Source organism: Desulfoluna spongiiphila (genome assembly GCF_900101345.1).
GTDB lineage: Bacteria > Desulfobacterota > Desulfobacteria > Desulfobacterales > Desulfolunaceae > Desulfoluna > Desulfoluna spongiiphila.
On record NZ_FMUX01000004.1, the window covers coordinates 47239 to 64395 of the forward strand.

A 17157-nucleotide genomic window follows, 5' to 3' on the forward strand; every position below is an offset into this window, starting at 1 on the left:
CCGTAGATGCCAATGGATGCTCTGATTCACAAAAGGATTCGGATGGCGATGGCGTGACGGATAATCTTGATATCTGTGGTTTGACGCCTGAAGGCGAAACGGTCGATTCCAGTGGGTGTTCTGATTCTCAGAAAGATTCTGACGGCGACGGGGTAACGGATAACCTTGATACCTGTGGTGAAACGTCTGAAGGCGAAGCCGTAGATGCCAATGGGTGCTCTGATTCACAAAAGGATACGGACGGCGATGGCGTGACGGACGATATGGATATGTGTGCCGTTACACCTTTAGGTGAAGCAGTTGATGTTTATGGTTGTTCTGGTTCTCAAAATGATACTGACGGAGACGGTGTCTCTGATAAGTTTGACGTATGCCCGTTGACACCAAACAACGAGGAAGTTGACTCAACAGGTTGCTCGGTGCTTCAGCTAAATGAAAAATGGTTAAAGGTTGTTTCAGGTTATAATTACACTGTTGCCATTTCTGAAACGGGCCGTTTGTATGAATGGGGTTTAGATCAATTTTCACCGGTACAGATAAGCGAGTATACGGATTGGGTCACTGTCACCGCAGGTTACAGCCATAGATTAGCCATCCGATCTGATGGCTCATTGTATGGTTGGGGGAATAACGATGCAGGGCAGCTCGGTGACGGAACAACAGTCAAGAAGACAAAGCCTACCAGAATCGGTAACGACAATAACTGGAAAAAAGTAGTTGCTGGTTATGCTCATACGGTAGCTCTCAAAGATGACGGGACACTCTATGCCTGGGGTGCGAATCGCAATGGTCAAGTTGGCGACTCAACTGTTGAAACCAGGGTATCTCCCACAAACGTGGGTCGTAATGCCAAGTGGGTATCCATTGCAGCCGGCTTCTACCATACGCTGGCAATAAAGGAGAATGGGGAGTTGTATTCTTGGGGGTACAATGGAATGGGGCAGCTGGGAAGTGGACAAGATTTTGACAGGTTACGCCCAGGTCAAGTTGGAACTGATAATCAATGGTTGGCTATAGCAAGTCATTCATCTCATAATATTGCCCTTACGAAAGATGGAAGACTTTTTACATGGGGCAGTAATTTATATGGTCAATTGGGGGATGGCACTCAGCAAAAAAAGAGTACACCAGTTCAAGTAGGCTCAGAAAGTAACTGGGTCTCAATAAGTTGCGGGGATGAGCATTCAGCAGCAATTAATTCTGAGGGAGGACTTTTTGTCTGGGGTAATAATAGTCGAGGCCAGATAGGAGACGGAACAATTGTGTCCAAACAGTATCCTGTGAACGTTGATCATTCATTGGGATGGACATATGTTTCCTGTGGTAGGCATAGAACTTTTGGTATTGACTCGCATGGTAATTGCTATGCATGGGGGGGGAATCCTTTTGGCGAATTGGGGATTGGAATTGGAGGATCGAAAGACTTCCCGGTTAAAATTGAATTGGATACAGATACCAAATGGATTGGAATCTCTTGCTCATGGTATTCATTGGCGATTACTGAGAATGGTGAATTGTACTCTTGGGGGGCGAATTCTTGGGGGACACTTGGAGATGGGACAAGGTATTGCCGGCAAGTACCTCAGAAGGTAGGATATGAAAACGACTGGGCGTTCGTCGAGGCTTGTGCCCAAAGGGCCTATGCCATAAAGCGTGATGGGAGGCTATACGGTTGGGGGATGAATGGAGGGCTGCTCGGGGATGGTACAAATGATGGAAGGTGTTTTCCCACACAAATTGGTTTGGATTCAGATTGGGTATATGTAGATTCAAGCATCAATCATACTATCGCTTTAAAAAAAGATGGTAGCATTTATACGTGGGGGGAAAACCGTTATGGGCAATTGGGTAACGGTGATGCAACATCAGATTATTCTGTCGAAAAAATACCCGTACAATTGGGGGCCGATAATGACTGGAAAGCGGTGGCTGCAGGTGAGAATTTTACTCTTGCATTGAAAAACGATGGAAGGCTTTATTCTTGGGGATGCAACTCAGACGGACAGCTTGGAATTGGTAGTCGTACCGACTCGCATTTACCGATGCAGATCGGGCAAAGTAGTGATTGGGCTGCGATTGAAATCGGTGAGGGACGTTGTGCCTTTGCACTGAAGGAAAATGGAACTCTTTATGGTTGGGGGAATAATTGGCGTGACCAGTTAGGGACAGGGGGAAGCGGTTTTCAGTTAACCCCTGCCCAAATTGGTTTCGATCAAAACTGGAGCAGTACGTTCTCATCAGGGGTGCTTTTTTGTTTAGCCTTGAGAGAAGACGGAGCCTTGTTCTCATGGGGTAGGGGGAGCCAAGGGGGGCTTGGTAACGGTGATATACGATCAAGCGAAATCCCCTTGCAAGTACGTACGCCACTAAAATGGTTTTCTGTTGAAGCAGGGATGGGCCACTCGTTGGGGATCTCCATAGATGGTACTCTTTATGCATGGGGATATAACGAATCGGGGGGGGTTGGTGATGGTTCTGCCTGGAGATTAAAACCAGGTTTAGTTAGTTTTAAACTTGATGACTCAGATTTAGATGGTGTCACAGATAATCTTGATATATGCCCGGATTCTTTTGGGGATGAATGGGTCGATTCTCATGGGTGCACGACTTTTCAAAGAGATCCTGATGGGGATGACGTCCTGTATGAATACGACCTTTGTCCAGATACATTACCCGGGGTAAATGTTGATATTAATGGGTGTTCGGTCTCACAAAGGGATACGGATGGCGATGGTGTCTCAGATGATATTGATTTATGTCCAAATACGCCTACGGTAGATTCGGTAAATTCACAAGGGTGTTCCGAGTATGAGATTGGTAATGACTGGTTCAAGGTTGCTGCGGGAGGTGGACATACAGCGTTTATATCAATGGACGGATACCTATATTCGTTCGGGAAAAATAGCAATGGTCAACTTGGGGATGGAACGACTGAAAATAAGAAAGATCCCGTTCGGATTGGAATGGATAATAATTGGAAAGCGGTTGTTGCGTCAGCCAAGCATACGATTGGCTTAAGAACCGATGGGACGTTATACGGCTGGGGGGACAACTATTACGGCCAACTTGGTGATGGAACACTCATTACAAGAGAATCGCCTGTGAGGATTGGTGCTGATAGTGATTGGAAATTTGTTGCCACAGGGCTTGGGCACACGTTGGCAATTAAAAATGATGGCACTTTGTATGCGTGGGGTAAAAATGGCAATGGCGAGCTTGGAGACGGCACGCGCAATTCAAGAAGATCTCCGGTTCAAGTTGGCACAGAGTCAGATTGGGCATGGGTTTCTGCAGGCTGTAACCACTCCGTGGCCGTGAAATATGACGGTCGACTCTTTGCATGGGGTGAAAATGAAGATGGGGAATTGGGAGATGGATCAATGTTCGACAAAGTTTCCCCTATCCAAATTGGGAGCAGCAATGATTGGTTTATAGCTGTTGCTGGTCATTATCATACCATGGCCATAAAAACGGATCGATCTCTTTACGGATGGGGGCACAATTTTTTAGGACAACTGGGGGATGATACTTCTAAGAGACGATTTCACCCCGTTAGGATTGGTTCGAAAAATAACTGGGTGGCCATAACTGCAAGCAAAGGCAGCACTCTTGCCATTCAGAAAGACGGGTCTCTGTTCGCCTGGGGACGGAATGATTATGGGCAACTTGGGGATGGGACGATTCATAAACATTACACCCCCATACAGGTTGGCCATGGGGTGAGTTGGAAATATGTTTCTACGGGTCAGCATCATACAGCAGCGTTGGCTGAGAATAATATTATTTATTCGTTTGGGAGCAACGAATCTGGGCAGCTGGGGCGGGGGAGTTTTGCCGATCGATATAAACCAACAAGGATCAACCGTGACAGGGACTGGGTTCAGTTTGCTCCCGGATCGGCTTACAGTATTGGGCTTAAGGCAGACGGATCTCTTTATACATGGGGTGATTATTATAATGGTGTTATTGATGGCATGACCTCAACATTTGATGAAGTGTCCATCAAATATCCTTGCCAAATTCATTCAAAAAGACGTTGGGCCCGTGTTGATGTTGGCATTGAACATTCTGTAGCAATATCAGAAGATGGCTCTCTGTTTTGTTGGGGTAAAAATTCATCCGGGCAGTTGGGAGATGGTACCACCCATGCTGACTATAGACCCAAGCAGGTTGGGACTGAGATAGACTGGCAATACATTTCTGCAGGGGGAAACCATACTTTAGCATTAAGGGAAAATGGTGCCCTTTATGCATGGGGAGATAACTCATACGGGCAATTGGGAAATGGATTCAATAATGATAATTCATTAGTGCCTATTCGAGTTGGTGCAGAGCAGGATTGGATCAAGATTTCAACTGGTAAAAATCATTCACTTGGTATCAAAAAAAATGGCTATCTTTACAGTTGGGGTCTCAACACGTGTGGGCAGTTGGGCTATGGAGACGTATACGCAAAGTATGAACCTGGACTAATTGAAAATGAGGGCAATTGGGAAGATGTTTCAGCAGGGTTGAATCACACGTTGGCCATCAAAGATGGGGCACTTTTCACTTGGGGAGCAAATAACCATGGACAATTGGGGGATGGAACACGAAATGATCGGGCCTTTCCTTCTCAAATTGGCTCAAGTGTTAATTGGGTTTTTGTTGCATCTGGAGAAAATTGTTCTTTTGCACTTGATGAGAATGGAGCTCTTTTTTCATGGGGAGAGGGGCAGTTTGGTCAGTTGGGGTATTCTGCCTTGACAGACACGATGGTGCCGACCCGGATAGGTGATGAGAATGACTGGGTTTACATTTCGGCAGGGCCTAATTATGCCTTGGCATTGAAAGCGGACGGAACGTTATACGGGTGGGGTAAAAATGGTTGCGGTGAAATAGATGCCAATTCGTCTATATCCACAATACCGTTGATAGTTGACCTTGACCCCATTGACGCCGATATGGATTGTGTCTATGACCATTTAGATTTATGTTTAGAGACGCCGCCAGAAGCGAGGGTTGATAGCTATGGTTGCTCAGATAGCCAAGTAGATTTGGACTATGATGGTGTGCCCTACAATTTGGATATCTGCTTGAATACACTTGATGGGGAGATTGTCGATGACAGCGGTTGTTCCGCGACCCAAAGAGACAGCGATGATGACGGTGTAGCTGACTATTTTGATATCTGTGGTGCAACGCCTGAAGGTGAAATGGTTGATGCAAGTGGCTGTTCAAACTCTCAGAAAGATTCTGATGATGACGTGATAGTTGACAACCTTGATACCTTGTAGTGAACCTCTCCGAGAGGGCAGTTTATTTGACAGTCTCCCTTTTGAAGGGCTGGTACGCAAAATGTGCTTTTCAAAGTGTTGGAAATTCCCCAATCCAGAACATAACGACTGTACCACTCAAATACTTCCATTGAGTACATATGATAACGATAACCCAAAACAGCCCCCCTTCGACAACCCAATTTTGACCCACCCCTGTTAATGTAAATAACACATCGATTCGTACAACGATAACGTGGGCTCTTAAGTTTTGGACTTGAGGGCAATGATCTGATTTTAAATGATATATTGTTTTTTTGGCTTTTGAAAAATTGAAAAGCCTCTAATGATTGTGTAAACAGTATGTGCTAACAAACTAAAACAACAATCAAAAGAGGGAATACGTGAATACCCTGACATCCACTAAAGCGCGACCAAATTCCATTGATCTCCTGATCGATCTCAGTAGTGTCCGGTTAAAATCTTGCATTTATGTTTTTTTGAGCAGGATATTTTTTTGTTGACAAATTAAGTAATTAACGCGCGTCGCGCCTTGTGTTGATCACCGCCATAAATACAAGGATTTAGACGCCAATGAAATTTCCGTTATTGCCAAAGAAAAAAACGACTCCCGTCGGTATAACCGATATGTCACTCCCGTGAAGTCTATTTTGGAAAATTTCCCAGAGCAAAAATCACGAGGAGGTCGTCCGTTGAAATTGATCTTTGAAAATTAGCTGCATGCATTACTATACTTTCACCTTTACGAACACGAGTCTGGAAGAGAGCTTATACAAGATCTCTCTGAAAATGAATTTGCAAAGCAGTGTATCGCAGCTGAGGGGGGCATCAGCCGTAGCAGTATTTCAGAGGCGGTCAACAACCGAGGTCTTGAAAAACTTCAATTCGTTTTCAAAGAGTTGACAAAGAAAGCTGGTCGTATACTTCCCAAGGAATTTTCGAAGTTTGGAGAGCTTATAGCTATTGATGGAAGCCTCATTGACGCATGCCTTTCAATGTACTGGGCCGATTACAGAAAAGGCTCAAAGAAGGCCAAGGGTCATTTTGGTTTTTCCACTAATCAAGGTATCCCGACACAAATTTTTCTGGCAGACGGAAAAGGAGCTGAACGCCCATTTGTAACAACTATCCTTTCCCCTGGCCGAACAGGGGGCATGGACCGTGGATACAGTGCCATGATGATTTTGATCTCCTTCAAGAAGAGGAAAAATGATTTGTATGTCGTATCAAATCTTTTACAACCAGAACGGTTCTTGAAAAATATCAGATAGCTGAAGATGACTTTGTTTTTTCCGATGCGAAAGTTCTTCTCGGAACTACAGGTATCAACGAAACCAAAAAGCCTGTACGGGTTGTTGTATATAATGTTGATGGCAAAGAGTATTACGTTGCCACTGATCGATTTGACTTTACCACTCATCAAGTTGCAGAAGTTTACAAACTGAGGTGGACTATCGAGTCTTTTTTCAAATGATGGAAAAACCATTTGAAAGTATACCACTTAATAGCACGTGGCGAGTATGCCCTCCTGATCCAGATTCTTGCTGGGCTGATTTCATACCTTTTGATGGCTATATACGCCACGAGGAGTATGGCGAAAAAGTTTCCATCAAAAGGATCAGAGAGCTTCGGACAATAATTCTCAATGAGCTGTGCGCATTATCCGATTCAAAGGGAAATGTAAGGAGAAAAGCTAAAAAAAACAAAAAGCGACTTGCAAAAATCTAACCGGACATTACTGGCAAAAATAATTTTGTCGACTGTGCAGGCCTGATCCCTAATTAGACTGCTTCCCCTCCGCCTCCTCCAAACTGTTGTATCCTTTGTCCCGAACCAGCGTTTTATAGATCTCTTCGGACATGCTTTTGCCGGAACCTTTCAATGTTTCCGTGTGAAGGAAAAGAGATTTCAGTGTGTTTTCGGAGTAGGACTCCAGTTCGCACCTCAGATAGTTCTCAAAAGATGCCCAGTCGATGCCCGCCTCTCCGCCGGTCAAAGCACGGCCTCCGGCCATGATGCGCGGGTACTTGGCCATAAACTCTTTTTGCCACTGAACCATGACCCCCGTAATTTTATCAACATAGGGGCTGTTGTTTTCACTGGGGATCAGGTTGTCCATCCTGGCATATTTATAAGTCATCAGGTTGCGATTGGTTTGTTTTGCCTCTTTGAGATCCTGCAGGTAACTGAGGAGGGTGGTCTCGGGCCAGGCCAGGAATTTTGCCGTCCTGTGGAGTTTGAATTCGTCAGGGAAGTCCCGGCAGGTGGGTTGGCCCTGGTTCCGTGGGTCTGAAGCGGCCTTGTCGTTAACGGTGGAAAACATCTTCCATTCGATTTCCAGAATTTGTTTGATGATCTCTTTTTTATCGGACGTCTTTTTTTTCACGCCCCACAGAGTGTTTTTGAATTCTGGGTCTTTGATGCGGCCGAGGATGGATGGGACGTGATCTGCTAAAAAGGGACTGTTGTGATCGGTGAGTCCGAGAGCCTGAAGCTCGGAGATGACTTTCCGGCAAATCATCTCCATGGTGTCCTGTTGCTGTTTCCATCCTTCATTTTGGGACGTCGTTCCACCCTGCCCGGTCAGAACCTGTGCAATCAGGGGGGAGAGTTCTGCCCCAAGTATCGGCAACTGGGCAACGCCTCTGAACAGCCACTTGTAAAAGGGCGCATAGGTTTTGTTCAGAAGGTAAACCAGGTGCATGATCTCTGTGCAGAATTTTACCGTGGCGGTATGTGTTACATAGGGGTCGTTTCTTAAAATACCCCGTTGCCAGTTGTATTGACCGGCTTGGCCCGCAAGCATGCAGCAGTCCGCGATTTTTTTTAGCCGGAGGTCTTCAGGATAAAACTCAAGAAGGGTCGTCCGCCATGAGGAAAATTCCCCCAAGGGGTCTGAAAAGACTCTGCCGTTGGTGCAAAGTGCCAAATTTTCAGATGAAATATGCCAATCTCTCATGGAGAACGGTCTTTTATCCAACCCTGTATAGCGAGCGTAAAAACTGCTGATGTCCATGACGCCTACGCGGCCCTCTTCACCCGGGCTCACTACCCGCGGGCCAAATCCCAGGTATTCTTTGGGCAGGGCATTGTAACAGGCCTGAAGCTCTTTGCCGTAGCGCTGGAAATCTTCTCGGGTAACCCACAGGCAAAAGGAGGGCCCCCAGTCATGATCACGTGAGTATTCATCATCAAATCCAAAGCACTCGGAGCCGGGGCCAACGAGCCCGATGGCGACTCGTTCCATCAGGGATTTGAATGTCTGCTCGAAAATCTCTTTTGCGCATTCATTGTAGTATGCTTCACAGAGTTCCAGGCCGTTCATAAACAATATTCCTTTGCACCGGTCATTTTTTTAAACCAAGGGACTGATTCCCAACAGGTCCACGCTTTAGTGGTGTCAGATGGAAATCCGAAATTTAACACAGGGGTTGGAATTAGGTCAAACATGTACCTAAATTTATTTTTCGAGGTGAACGAATGAGGTAGGGGAGGGCGTTTCTGGAAAGGGTCGATGCCTGGGGGAATGGTCTGTTGGCCATGGCAATGGAGGCCTTCAAAGCCTCTCGATATCGGCCAGAAAGGTCGTAGCCTGTTCGAGTATCGCCTGCCGCTGGTCTTCGGATTTTTTGTTCCACACCGCATACACCATCTTGTTTCTGGGGTTGGGGGCAAAAGCGACTTGGTTGTCGTGCATAAAGCGCCAGTAGAGGCCATTGAGGGGGCAGGCGTCCGGGGTCGTTGCCTCCGCCACACGGTAGTGGCAATCGCTGCAGTAGTCGCTCATTTTTTTGACGTAGTTGCCGCTGGCTGCGTAGGCTTTGGAGCCCACGATGCCATTATCGGCAAATTGGCTCATGCCCCTGGTATTCGGCAGCTCCACCCATTGGATGGCGTCGATGTAGATGCCCAGGTACCAACTGTCGACCTGATCGGGGTCTATTCCGGCGAGAAGGCAGAAATTACCCGTGATCATCAGGCGCTGGATGTGGTGGGCATAGGCCACCTCAAGGGATTGGGTGATGGCCTGTCGGAGGCAATGCATCCGGGTCTCTCCGGTCCAGAACCAGGAAGGCAGTCGGCGAGTCGCAGCCAAGCCGTTACAGGATCCGTATTCGGGCATGTTGGCCCAGTAAATACCACGAATGAACTCCCGCCATCCAAGGATTTGCCTCACAAACCCTTCCACCTGTGCCAGGTCCATCCTGGGTTGTCTGGTGTGGTAGTGCTCAATGACCGTGTTGATCACGTGTTGCGGGCTGAGCATTTTGCTGTTTAGAGCAAAAGACAACCTGGAATGAAACAGCCCCCATTGCTTTTTGATGTCTGTGGGGCCAAGTTTGCCGGTCATCGCATCCTGGAACCGACCGAAGTGCTCTATCCCGTGGTGGCAAAAATAATCAAGCAGCTCTGATGCCTGCTGGGTATTGATCGGCCAAATCAGGTGGGGCGCTTCTTTTCCTATGGTGTGGATGCCGTGCCGTTTGATTCGCGCCAGGATATCCCGGACATCGTTTGCGAACAGCAACGGTTCGGGCACCAGCTTCAGGTCATCGGCTTTCAGTTTGTTGCGGTTTTGTGCATCATAATTCCAGCGGCCCCCTTCGGGCTCCTCTCCATCCATGAGGATGTGAAATCGTACCCGCATTTTTCGGTAAAAGGCTTCCAGTCGATGCCGTTTGCCCCGGCTGAATGTGCGATGGAGCTCCGCGTCTGAAAGATAAAAATGCTCGGTATCACAAACCATGGTGCCCACGGCTTTCATCTCCGCGGATTGACAAAATTCGGCGAGTTGCTCTCGCAGGCGGTACTCATCCGGCAGTTGGTATTGAAATTGTGTTGCCAGGTGTTTTTCGAGCAAATGGGTGAGCAGCTCAGGCAAGTTTGAAAAGGCTGCGGTGTCATCCAGAGACAAATGCAGCATCTGGTGACCGGCGCTGCGGAGCGTGTCGGCAAACTGTTCCATTGCAGCAAAAAACGCACAGAGCTTCTGCACATGGTGGCATACATACGACGCTTCCTGGTGCAGCTCTGCAATGACATACAAGGTGTTATCGTCTTTTTGCCTGTACCAGGAATGGCTGGGATTAAGCTGATCACCGAGGATGAGTCGCAGCCGTGAATATTTTTTGGGCATGCTGTCACCTTGTTCTTTTTGGGAACCTGAACGTTCAGTGAATGGTGAATAGGATTGAGTGGTATTGATTCAGCTTTGACCTGTTCACATCCTACGGCCAATGTGTGACTCAGTCGACGGCCGAAACCCCGGACATCCCACCGGTGGAAGGCGGGTAATGGGGCATCGCAGGAGAATACGATTCATGGTTTACTATGACGGACAATTTGTCCGGCAGATGTATCGGGGCTTGTGTCGGTTGTTCTATGGTGTGATGTGAGATGGCAATATGGCCTGACTCCGGTGGCATTGGTTCAGGAGGCTTGATTTTGGAACCGACAGTACCATGGTGTATGTGAGACGGAGTACTGCCGATGGGTAAATCGTTGTTTAGTTCAGGTGGATTTTGGGACCTTTCGCTGTCCACAAACCTGGCATTGCGAATTCCTTCAGCCGCGATGCATGAATCCAGTTGGTTTTCAGACAGGGTTTTCACTTCTGCCTGGCAAAAACCAGTCAAAGAGATGAGAATTGAGACGATGAACACAATGGTCCTGAAGGTGATGGGCATGACGAGATCATTCCTTTGCCAATGTCATCGCGACAAGTGAAAAAACGATCAGGTGTATGATACGACGAAAAGCATAAATGTGTTTGTCGCAAGATGGCGGGTTACCATAAAAATTGCATGAACGTTATGTTTTCAAATCGTTTATTTCTTGTTCATATTATTCGATAATGCTTTTAGCTGGTATCTGGGGCCGTTATTTTACCAACCTGATTTTAATATACGGTAAGTGTAACAAAAATTCTGAAAACTGCCCAATTAAAATGTGTGATACACGGACTGATTACACCCTGACGTTGCAGCGTCACAGGTATTAAAAGCTATGGGGAGCCGGACAACGTGTTTACCCCGGGTCCCCACCCCCTCTGAGAATCGTGCGTGGTCAATCTGCAACGAGTCTGGATTGAGACGGGTCAGGGCTTCCCTGTAGCCAGTCCGTGCGCATGGCATGTTTTACCTGGGGTTTCGATGCGTGTCGCTTTTGGGGTGGCTATATGTATAGCAATATTACATGAATTACATAGTAGTATAACAACGACTTCCATAGTGGTGGTTTGTGCACAATATGGTGTTGTTTGTTGTGTTGTCTGGGCTATATATGGGGGCAGTATGTTTTTTGCTGTTCCTTTACTTAAACTAAGAAAAAGCCAAACCTGACGTGAGTCAGGGACGGAAAGCCTACGGGTCTCATGGGGAGACGGCCGGGTTGCTCTTGGAGAAAGAGCAAAGGAATGCTTACGATGAAAAAGATTTTATGTGTATTATGCTTTTTAGTGTTCGGAATGGTAGGGTCTTTGGAAGCAACCCCCATAGACCCGTCATTCGGGTGGTATGGAAAGTTCGCATGGAGTGATGGCTTGGGAATGATCGACAGTGTCGGGGGAGATTATATGCAATTTGGGTGGCAGATTTCAGTCGATGTCGATTCCATCATGTCTTATGTCAAGGTTTGGGATATTTATGGCCCTGGCGATGAATTTGCTCTTTATGTGGATGGTTCCGAGGTTGCATGGGACGAGACGTATGAAGGCTCGCAAGGTACTAATGAGTTCATTAATTACCCGACATATGATATAGCAATGGTATGAAGAAATCAGATGCCAGGCAATTAGATCATAAAACAAGAGAAGCCATTCGAATTCGAGCAATCCAACGTGTCGAGGCCGGGGAGAGTCCAGAACAAGTCATTAAATCGCTGGGCTATCATCGATCTTGCATATATGAGTGGCTTGCCAAATACAATGCAGGGGGTATTGAAGCCCTTAAAACCAAAAAAATTACAGGGCGCCCGACTAAATTCAAAGCAGAAGACTTATGCAAGCTTTACCATATGATTGTTGATAAAGACCCCTTGCAATATAAATTTGCATTCGCTCTTTGGACACGTGAGATGATCCAAGAGCTTATAGATAAAGAATTCAAAGTTTCTATGAGTTTAGTCTCTGTCGGGCGACTCTTGAAAAAACTTGGGCTCACCCCCCAAAAGCCCTTAAGAAAAGCCTATCAGCGTAATGAAGAGCTTGTGACCAAATGGCGAAATGAGGACTATCCAAAAATTCGTGCTATGGCCAAACAGGAAAAAGCGACCATTTATTTCGGTGATGAATCTACAATTCGATCCGATTATCACAGTGGTACAACGTGGGCTCCTAAAGGCAAAACACCTGTTGTCGAGACCACTGGAGCCAGGTTCAGCGTCAACATGATCTCGGCAATAAGTCCAAAGGGCTCTTTACGTTTTAAAGCAATAAATGGAAAAATGAACGCTTCGAAATTTATCGATTTTTTGAAAAGTCTTCGCCATGGCGCCACTAATCCGATTTATTTGATTGTTGATGGACACCCGGTCCACAAATCCAGTGCTGTCAAAAAGTATGTCGAATAAACAGATGGAATGTTGAAACTCTTTCTTCTCCCACCGTATTCACCACATCTTAACCCTGATGAACTGGTATGGAGTTATCTTAAGCATTATAAACTTGGAAAAGTGAAAATTACCGGGCCTGACCAGCTCAAAAAGAAGGTCTACTCCGTCTTGAGATCTCTTCAGAAAATGCCTCATAAATCAAAAAACTTTTTCAAAGAACCAAATCTGAAATATGCAAGCACTTATGTCGGGTAGGTTTTGACCCCATTAGTAATACCATGGAGGGTTTCTGTTGGCTACGCTTACAGCATGGTATCTCGCAGGGAAAGCTGCCTTTATATCGTGGTTTTCCGAGGGTGTTCACAAGGTTTACAATCGAGAAAAGCCTTGAATCATTCGCGATTGACGTGCTTGTCAAGTAAGACCCCTGAAACACATCATGATCCTTAATAAAACATCATTCCGGGTGCATTTCGATCTTATTGGTGTATCTACCTAATATTGCGGAGCGATGCACCCGGCCCCACTTTTACAACCTCCAGAAATCCCCCCCCCACGCCTTCATCTCATCCGGGTCCAAAACACTCTTCACATCAATCAAAGATCCATTGGCTTTAATTTTTTCTGTAAATGCATCCAAAGGCATCTCTTTGTACTCACGGTGGGCGGTTGCTATCACAACGGCGTCAACGGCTTGAATGTCATCGAAGGAGGTCAGCTCGATGCCGTAGTGGCGCTTGGCTTCCAGGGGATCTACCTGGGAGTCATGGACATGGACATGGATGCCGTAGGATTGAAACTCTTCGACGATGTCCACGACGCGGGTGTTGCGCAGATCCGGGCAATCTTCCTTGAAGGTGAGCCCGAGAACAGCTACGGAAGAACCGTTGTTCAAGCAGCCGTTTTTCATGAGACGCTTGACGGTGGTCTGGGCGATGTACTTGCCCATGGAGTCGTTTCGTTTGCGACCGGAGAGGATGACTTCCGGGTGGTACCCTTCGATCTGGGCCTTGTAAGTGAGATAATAAGGATCCACGCCGATGCAGTGGCCGCCGACGAGACCGGGCCTGAAGGGGAGAAAATTCCACTTGGTGCCTGCGGCTTCCAGAACGTTAAGGGTATCGATGTTCAGGGTATCGAAGATGATGGCCAGCTCATTGATGAGGGCGATGTTGAGATCCCTTTGGGTGTTTTCAATGACTTTTGCGGCTTCGGCTTCTTTGATGGTTGTTGTGGGATGAACACCGGCGGTGATGATGGAGCCGTAAAGATCTTTTACCTTATCAAGGGTCTCGGGGGTGTCCCCTGAAACAACCTTGGTGATGGTGGTGAGGGTTCGGACTTTGTCACCCGGGTTGATGCGCTCGGGAGAATAACCGACATTAAAATCCTTTTTCCAGGTTTTACCCGATTCTTTTTCCAGAATCGGGACACAGATGTCTTCTGTCGCCCCGGGGAAAACCGTGGACTCGTAAATCACGACGGCCCCTTTGCTCATGTGACGCCCGACGGTCTCGGAGGATGAAATCAGCGGCGTAAAATCGGGCTGGTGGGCTTCATTGATGGGGGTCGGAACGGCCACAATGATAAAATCGGCGTTTCCGATCATCGTGGGGTCGCTGGTAGGCGTAAACTTCACGGCAGCCTTGAAATCGGCGGAGTCCACCTCGCCGGTGTTGTCCACACCGTTGCGGCAATTTTCAACCAGAGAGGCTTTGATATCAAAACCGATGGTCTCGTATTGCTTTCCAAATTCAAGGGCCAATGGAAGGCCTACATAGCCTAAACCGATGATGGCGATGACTGGATTATTTATCATTGTCTTGGTTCCGTTATAAAAATGTTCTTGGTTGGTCGTTTCTGATTCTTCGCTTCATGAATACGATACGATACTGGACACTTGGCAAGTGACAACAACGCATGTTCCATCCGAGATGTTCACACCACCGGGACGATTACCGTCAATGGCGTGAAACAAATTTTCAACACAGCACGAAGAACCAAGCACCTTTCACCTGTTTCTTATAACCGATACCCACGATCTTCCAGCACTTTCTGTAACGCCGACCTTGCCTCCTCTTCCCCGTGTACCAACTTTATCATGCCCGGTTTCTCCGGCATCTCCTCCACCCACTGCACCAGTTCGTGTTGATCGGCGTGGGCAGAATAGCCTCCGAGCTTGTAAAGCTTGGCGTTGATATAGACTTTCTCTCCGTTGATCCAAGCGTAGCCGTTTGCACGAGGGCCGTATTTTAAAATCTGGCGACCGAGCGTGCCTTTGGCCTGGTACCCCACAAAAAAGACATCATTTTTCGCGTCAGCCAGGCCCGCTTCGAGGTGATCTATGATCCGGCCCCCGGTGCACATCCCGCTCCCTGCGATGACCACGGAAGGCCCTGGGATGGTGAGGGCTTTTTGATGGTCCCTGTAGGACTTTACCGCAAAAAGGGTTTTAAAGTCGATGGGATGATCGCCTTCTTTAAACAGGCTTTTTGACTCCTGATCCCAAAATTCGCTGAGGGAGCTGTAAATGTTGGTGATCTCAAGCCCCAGGGGCGAATCCACAAAAACCGGAATTTGTTGCAGTGCACTCCCCTGCCCTGCCGTATCACGCAACCCTTGAGCTGAGAGTATCCGGTCGATCTCATAGATCAGCTCCTGGGTTCTTCCCAGGGAAAAGGCTGGGATAAACACCTTCCCCCCATCAGCCAATGCTCTGTTCAGCGCCGTTTCCAGACGCTCGATGCGGTCATCCCTTGCTTCATGGTTACGATCACCATAGGTGGACTCCATGATGAGCAGGTCGCAGGCATCGGGTGGGTCCGGATCACAGAGAATGGGAGAATTCCTGCAGCCCAAATCCCCTGAAAAAAGAATCCGACAAGGTTTGGGCTCTCCGGGAATGGTAAAATGGATAAAGCAGGAACCAAGGATATGCCCGGCACGGCCCAATTTGAACCGTACTCCCTTGTTCAGGCGAAATGACTGCTGATACTCAAACCCCCAGGAAAGCTCTTCGATAACGGACTCAAGCCGCCTGCCCTCGTCTTTGGACCGATTCGAAAACCCCATGGCGTCGTGGAGCATCGGAACCAGAAGGGCCTTGGTGGGATGTGAGCAGAGGATCTCCCCTGTAAACCCCGCATCAATTAAATCTGGAACCCGGCCGATGTGATCGATATGGGCATGGGTCAGAAACAGATAATCGATGTCCGCAGGCTCCACCGGCCACTCAGAAAACGGCACACTGGGGTCGTTCCCCATGGACAAGCCGCAATCCACGAGAATGATGGGACCGGACTTGATTTGGAGGAGGTGGGCGGAGCCGGTGACGGAACATTCGCCTCCCAAGTGCGTCAGGGAATAGGGCATAATAGGGGCTTAAGGGCTAAGGGCTAAGGGCTAAGGGCTAAGGGCTAAGGGCTAAGGGCTAAGGGCTAAGGGCTAAGGGCTAAGGGCTTAAAAACATAATGGAGCCGAATGTCAAATCAATATCATCGTTTATTAGTCCGCGCATGAATTAATCGTTGAAGCATCCCGGCTATGTTGTGGCATTCCATTTCAATATGTGAATAGTGAACTTGATCAAGGTAACCTATTTCAAATGCAATGATGGCTTGTGATAACACTTCAGCAGCAGACCCCTTGGCAATATAAAAATGCCTCACAGCCTGCTTATCAGTATTTAACTCGTCTCCCTCAGCGATATTGCTTGGTATTGATACAACTGCCCGTTGAATTTGATCGCGAAGCCCCAAGTCGCGGTGAAAGTCTCTTTGCGACGTTACTTTATAGATATAGACTGCCAGCGCCTTTGACTTCTGCCAAACTTTAAGCTTTTGAAAGTTCATAGCGGAAGAGTCCCACACCAATCAGCAGGCCTATTCATTTTGAATTTAAATAGATACCAAACATCTCGGACGAAATATTAAAGTGACAACTGTTCAATCTGTCCCGTCTTTAGCCCTTAAGCCTTTTGCCTTATTACTTTTAGCCTTTAGCCCCACTTCGCATAGCTCCGCCCCTCAGGTTACATCCACCTGTTTAAATAAAACGCAGAAATAGGGAATCACGAATCGCCGTAAGGGCAATGAGATAATGCTCGGCATACAGATAGAGTCCTGCACTACCCAGGATATTTCATGAGCAAACGACCACGCAAAAGTAATAAGAGGTCATTACAGTTGGTTACTGTGAAAAATTTAGACTTTTTTAAAATACAAAATCTAACTCACGGATTTCTGCTCGCTTTTCTCACCCTTCGGGCGATCCGAGTGCACCCATCTTCTGCGTTATCAGAGCTTTGAGGTAAACCACTACATCTGCAGCT

At 47.3% G+C, this 17157-nt stretch carries 8 protein-coding genes, 2 pseudogenes and 1 riboswitch; of the genes and pseudogenes, 4 read left to right on the forward strand and 6 right to left on the reverse strand.

What is annotated here, in order from left to right:
* The first annotated feature begins 53 nt into the window (after positions 1 to 53).
* Both BLQ12_RS07080 and BLQ12_RS28485 read left to right on the forward strand, forming a co-directional pair.
* On the forward strand, positions 54 to 5276 hold the full coding sequence (locus tag BLQ12_RS07080) for an RCC1 domain-containing protein (protein WP_092209707.1): 5223 nt from the start codon (positions 54 to 56) through the stop codon (positions 5274 to 5276).
* Positions 5277 to 5854: 578 nt separating this feature from the next.
* A pseudogene (locus BLQ12_RS28485) lies at positions 5855 to 7004 on the forward strand (IS4 family transposase).
* Between the two features lie 49 nt (positions 7005 to 7053).
* Here BLQ12_RS28485 and BLQ12_RS07090 read toward each other — a convergent pair.
* The 3 genes from BLQ12_RS07090 to BLQ12_RS26915 form a co-directional block, all read right to left on the reverse strand.
* Positions 7054 to 8601, reverse strand: coding sequence for a DUF4125 family protein (locus tag BLQ12_RS07090; protein WP_092209709.1), 1548 nt, complete (start codon positions 8599 to 8601; stop codon positions 7054 to 7056).
* A 231-nt stretch (positions 8602 to 8832) separates the two neighbouring features.
* Entirely contained in the window at positions 8833 to 10413 is a 1581-nt protein-coding gene (locus BLQ12_RS07095) for a cryptochrome/photolyase family protein (RefSeq protein ID WP_092209711.1), read from the reverse strand.
* Positions 10414 to 10522: 109 nt separating this feature from the next.
* Positions 10523 to 10963 carry a hypothetical protein gene (locus tag BLQ12_RS26915; RefSeq protein WP_139163887.1) on the reverse strand — a complete coding sequence of 147 codons (441 nt, stop codon included), beginning with the start codon at positions 10961 to 10963 and terminating at the stop codon, positions 10523 to 10525.
* A gap of 633 nt (positions 10964 to 11596) precedes the next feature.
* Positions 11597 to 11674, forward strand: a riboswitch (cyclic di-GMP riboswitch).
* A 26-nt stretch (positions 11675 to 11700) separates the two neighbouring features.
* Between BLQ12_RS26915 and BLQ12_RS07105 the strand changes: the two genes are divergently transcribed.
* Together BLQ12_RS07105 and BLQ12_RS07110 are read left to right on the forward strand one after the other, a co-directional pair.
* The gene (locus tag BLQ12_RS07105; protein ID WP_092209715.1) at positions 11701 to 12048 is read left to right on the forward strand and encodes a hypothetical protein; all 348 of its coding nucleotides are present in this window, start codon (positions 11701 to 11703) and stop codon (positions 12046 to 12048) included.
* Positions 12045 to 13082: pseudogene (locus BLQ12_RS07110) on the forward strand (IS630 family transposase). The gene BLQ12_RS07105 and the pseudogene BLQ12_RS07110 overlap by 4 nt, the downstream one beginning before the upstream one ends.
* Positions 13083 to 13356: 274 nt before the next feature.
* Here the strand turns inward: BLQ12_RS07110 and BLQ12_RS07115 are convergent.
* The 3 genes from BLQ12_RS07115 to BLQ12_RS07125 all read right to left on the reverse strand — a co-directional run bounded on the left by BLQ12_RS07115 (position 13357) and on the right by BLQ12_RS07125 (position 16678).
* Positions 13357 to 14646, reverse strand: coding sequence for a nucleotide sugar dehydrogenase (locus BLQ12_RS07115; protein ID WP_092209717.1), 1290 nt, complete (start codon positions 14644 to 14646; stop codon positions 13357 to 13359).
* Positions 14647 to 14849: 203 nt separating this feature from the next.
* Positions 14850 to 16199, reverse strand: coding sequence for an MBL fold metallo-hydrolase (locus tag BLQ12_RS07120; RefSeq protein ID WP_092209719.1), 1350 nt, complete (start codon positions 16197 to 16199; stop codon positions 14850 to 14852).
* Positions 16200 to 16321: 122 nt separating this feature from the next.
* Positions 16322 to 16678: a four helix bundle protein gene (locus BLQ12_RS07125; RefSeq protein WP_092209721.1), complete on the reverse strand. Its 357-nt coding sequence runs from the start codon at positions 16676 to 16678 to the stop codon at positions 16322 to 16324.
* Positions 16679 to 17157: the final 479 nt, after the last annotated feature.

Bases quoted from the DNA above. Each gene is read 5' to 3' on its own strand.
- BLQ12_RS07105 (WP_092209715.1), top strand. From the start codon at position 11,701: ATGAAAAAGATTTTATGTGTATTATGCTTTTTAGTGTTCGGAATGGTA.
- BLQ12_RS07090 (WP_092209709.1), bottom strand. From the start codon at position 8,601: ATGAACGGCCTGGAACTCTGTGAAGCATACTACAATGAATGCGCAAAA.
- BLQ12_RS07120 (WP_092209719.1), bottom strand. From the start codon at position 16,199: ATGCCCTATTCCCTGACGCACTTGGGAGGCGAATGTTCCGTCACCGGC.
- BLQ12_RS07125 (WP_092209721.1), bottom strand. From the start codon at position 16,678: ATGAACTTTCAAAAGCTTAAAGTTTGGCAGAAGTCAAAGGCGCTGGCA.
- BLQ12_RS26915 (WP_139163887.1), bottom strand. From the start codon at position 10,963: ATGCCCATCACCTTCAGGACCATTGTGTTCATCGTCTCAATTCTCATC.
- BLQ12_RS07115 (WP_092209717.1), bottom strand. From the start codon at position 14,646: ATGATAAATAATCCAGTCATCGCCATCATCGGTTTAGGCTATGTAGGC.
- BLQ12_RS07095 (WP_092209711.1), bottom strand. From the start codon at position 10,413: ATGCCCAAAAAATATTCACGGCTGCGACTCATCCTCGGTGATCAGCTT.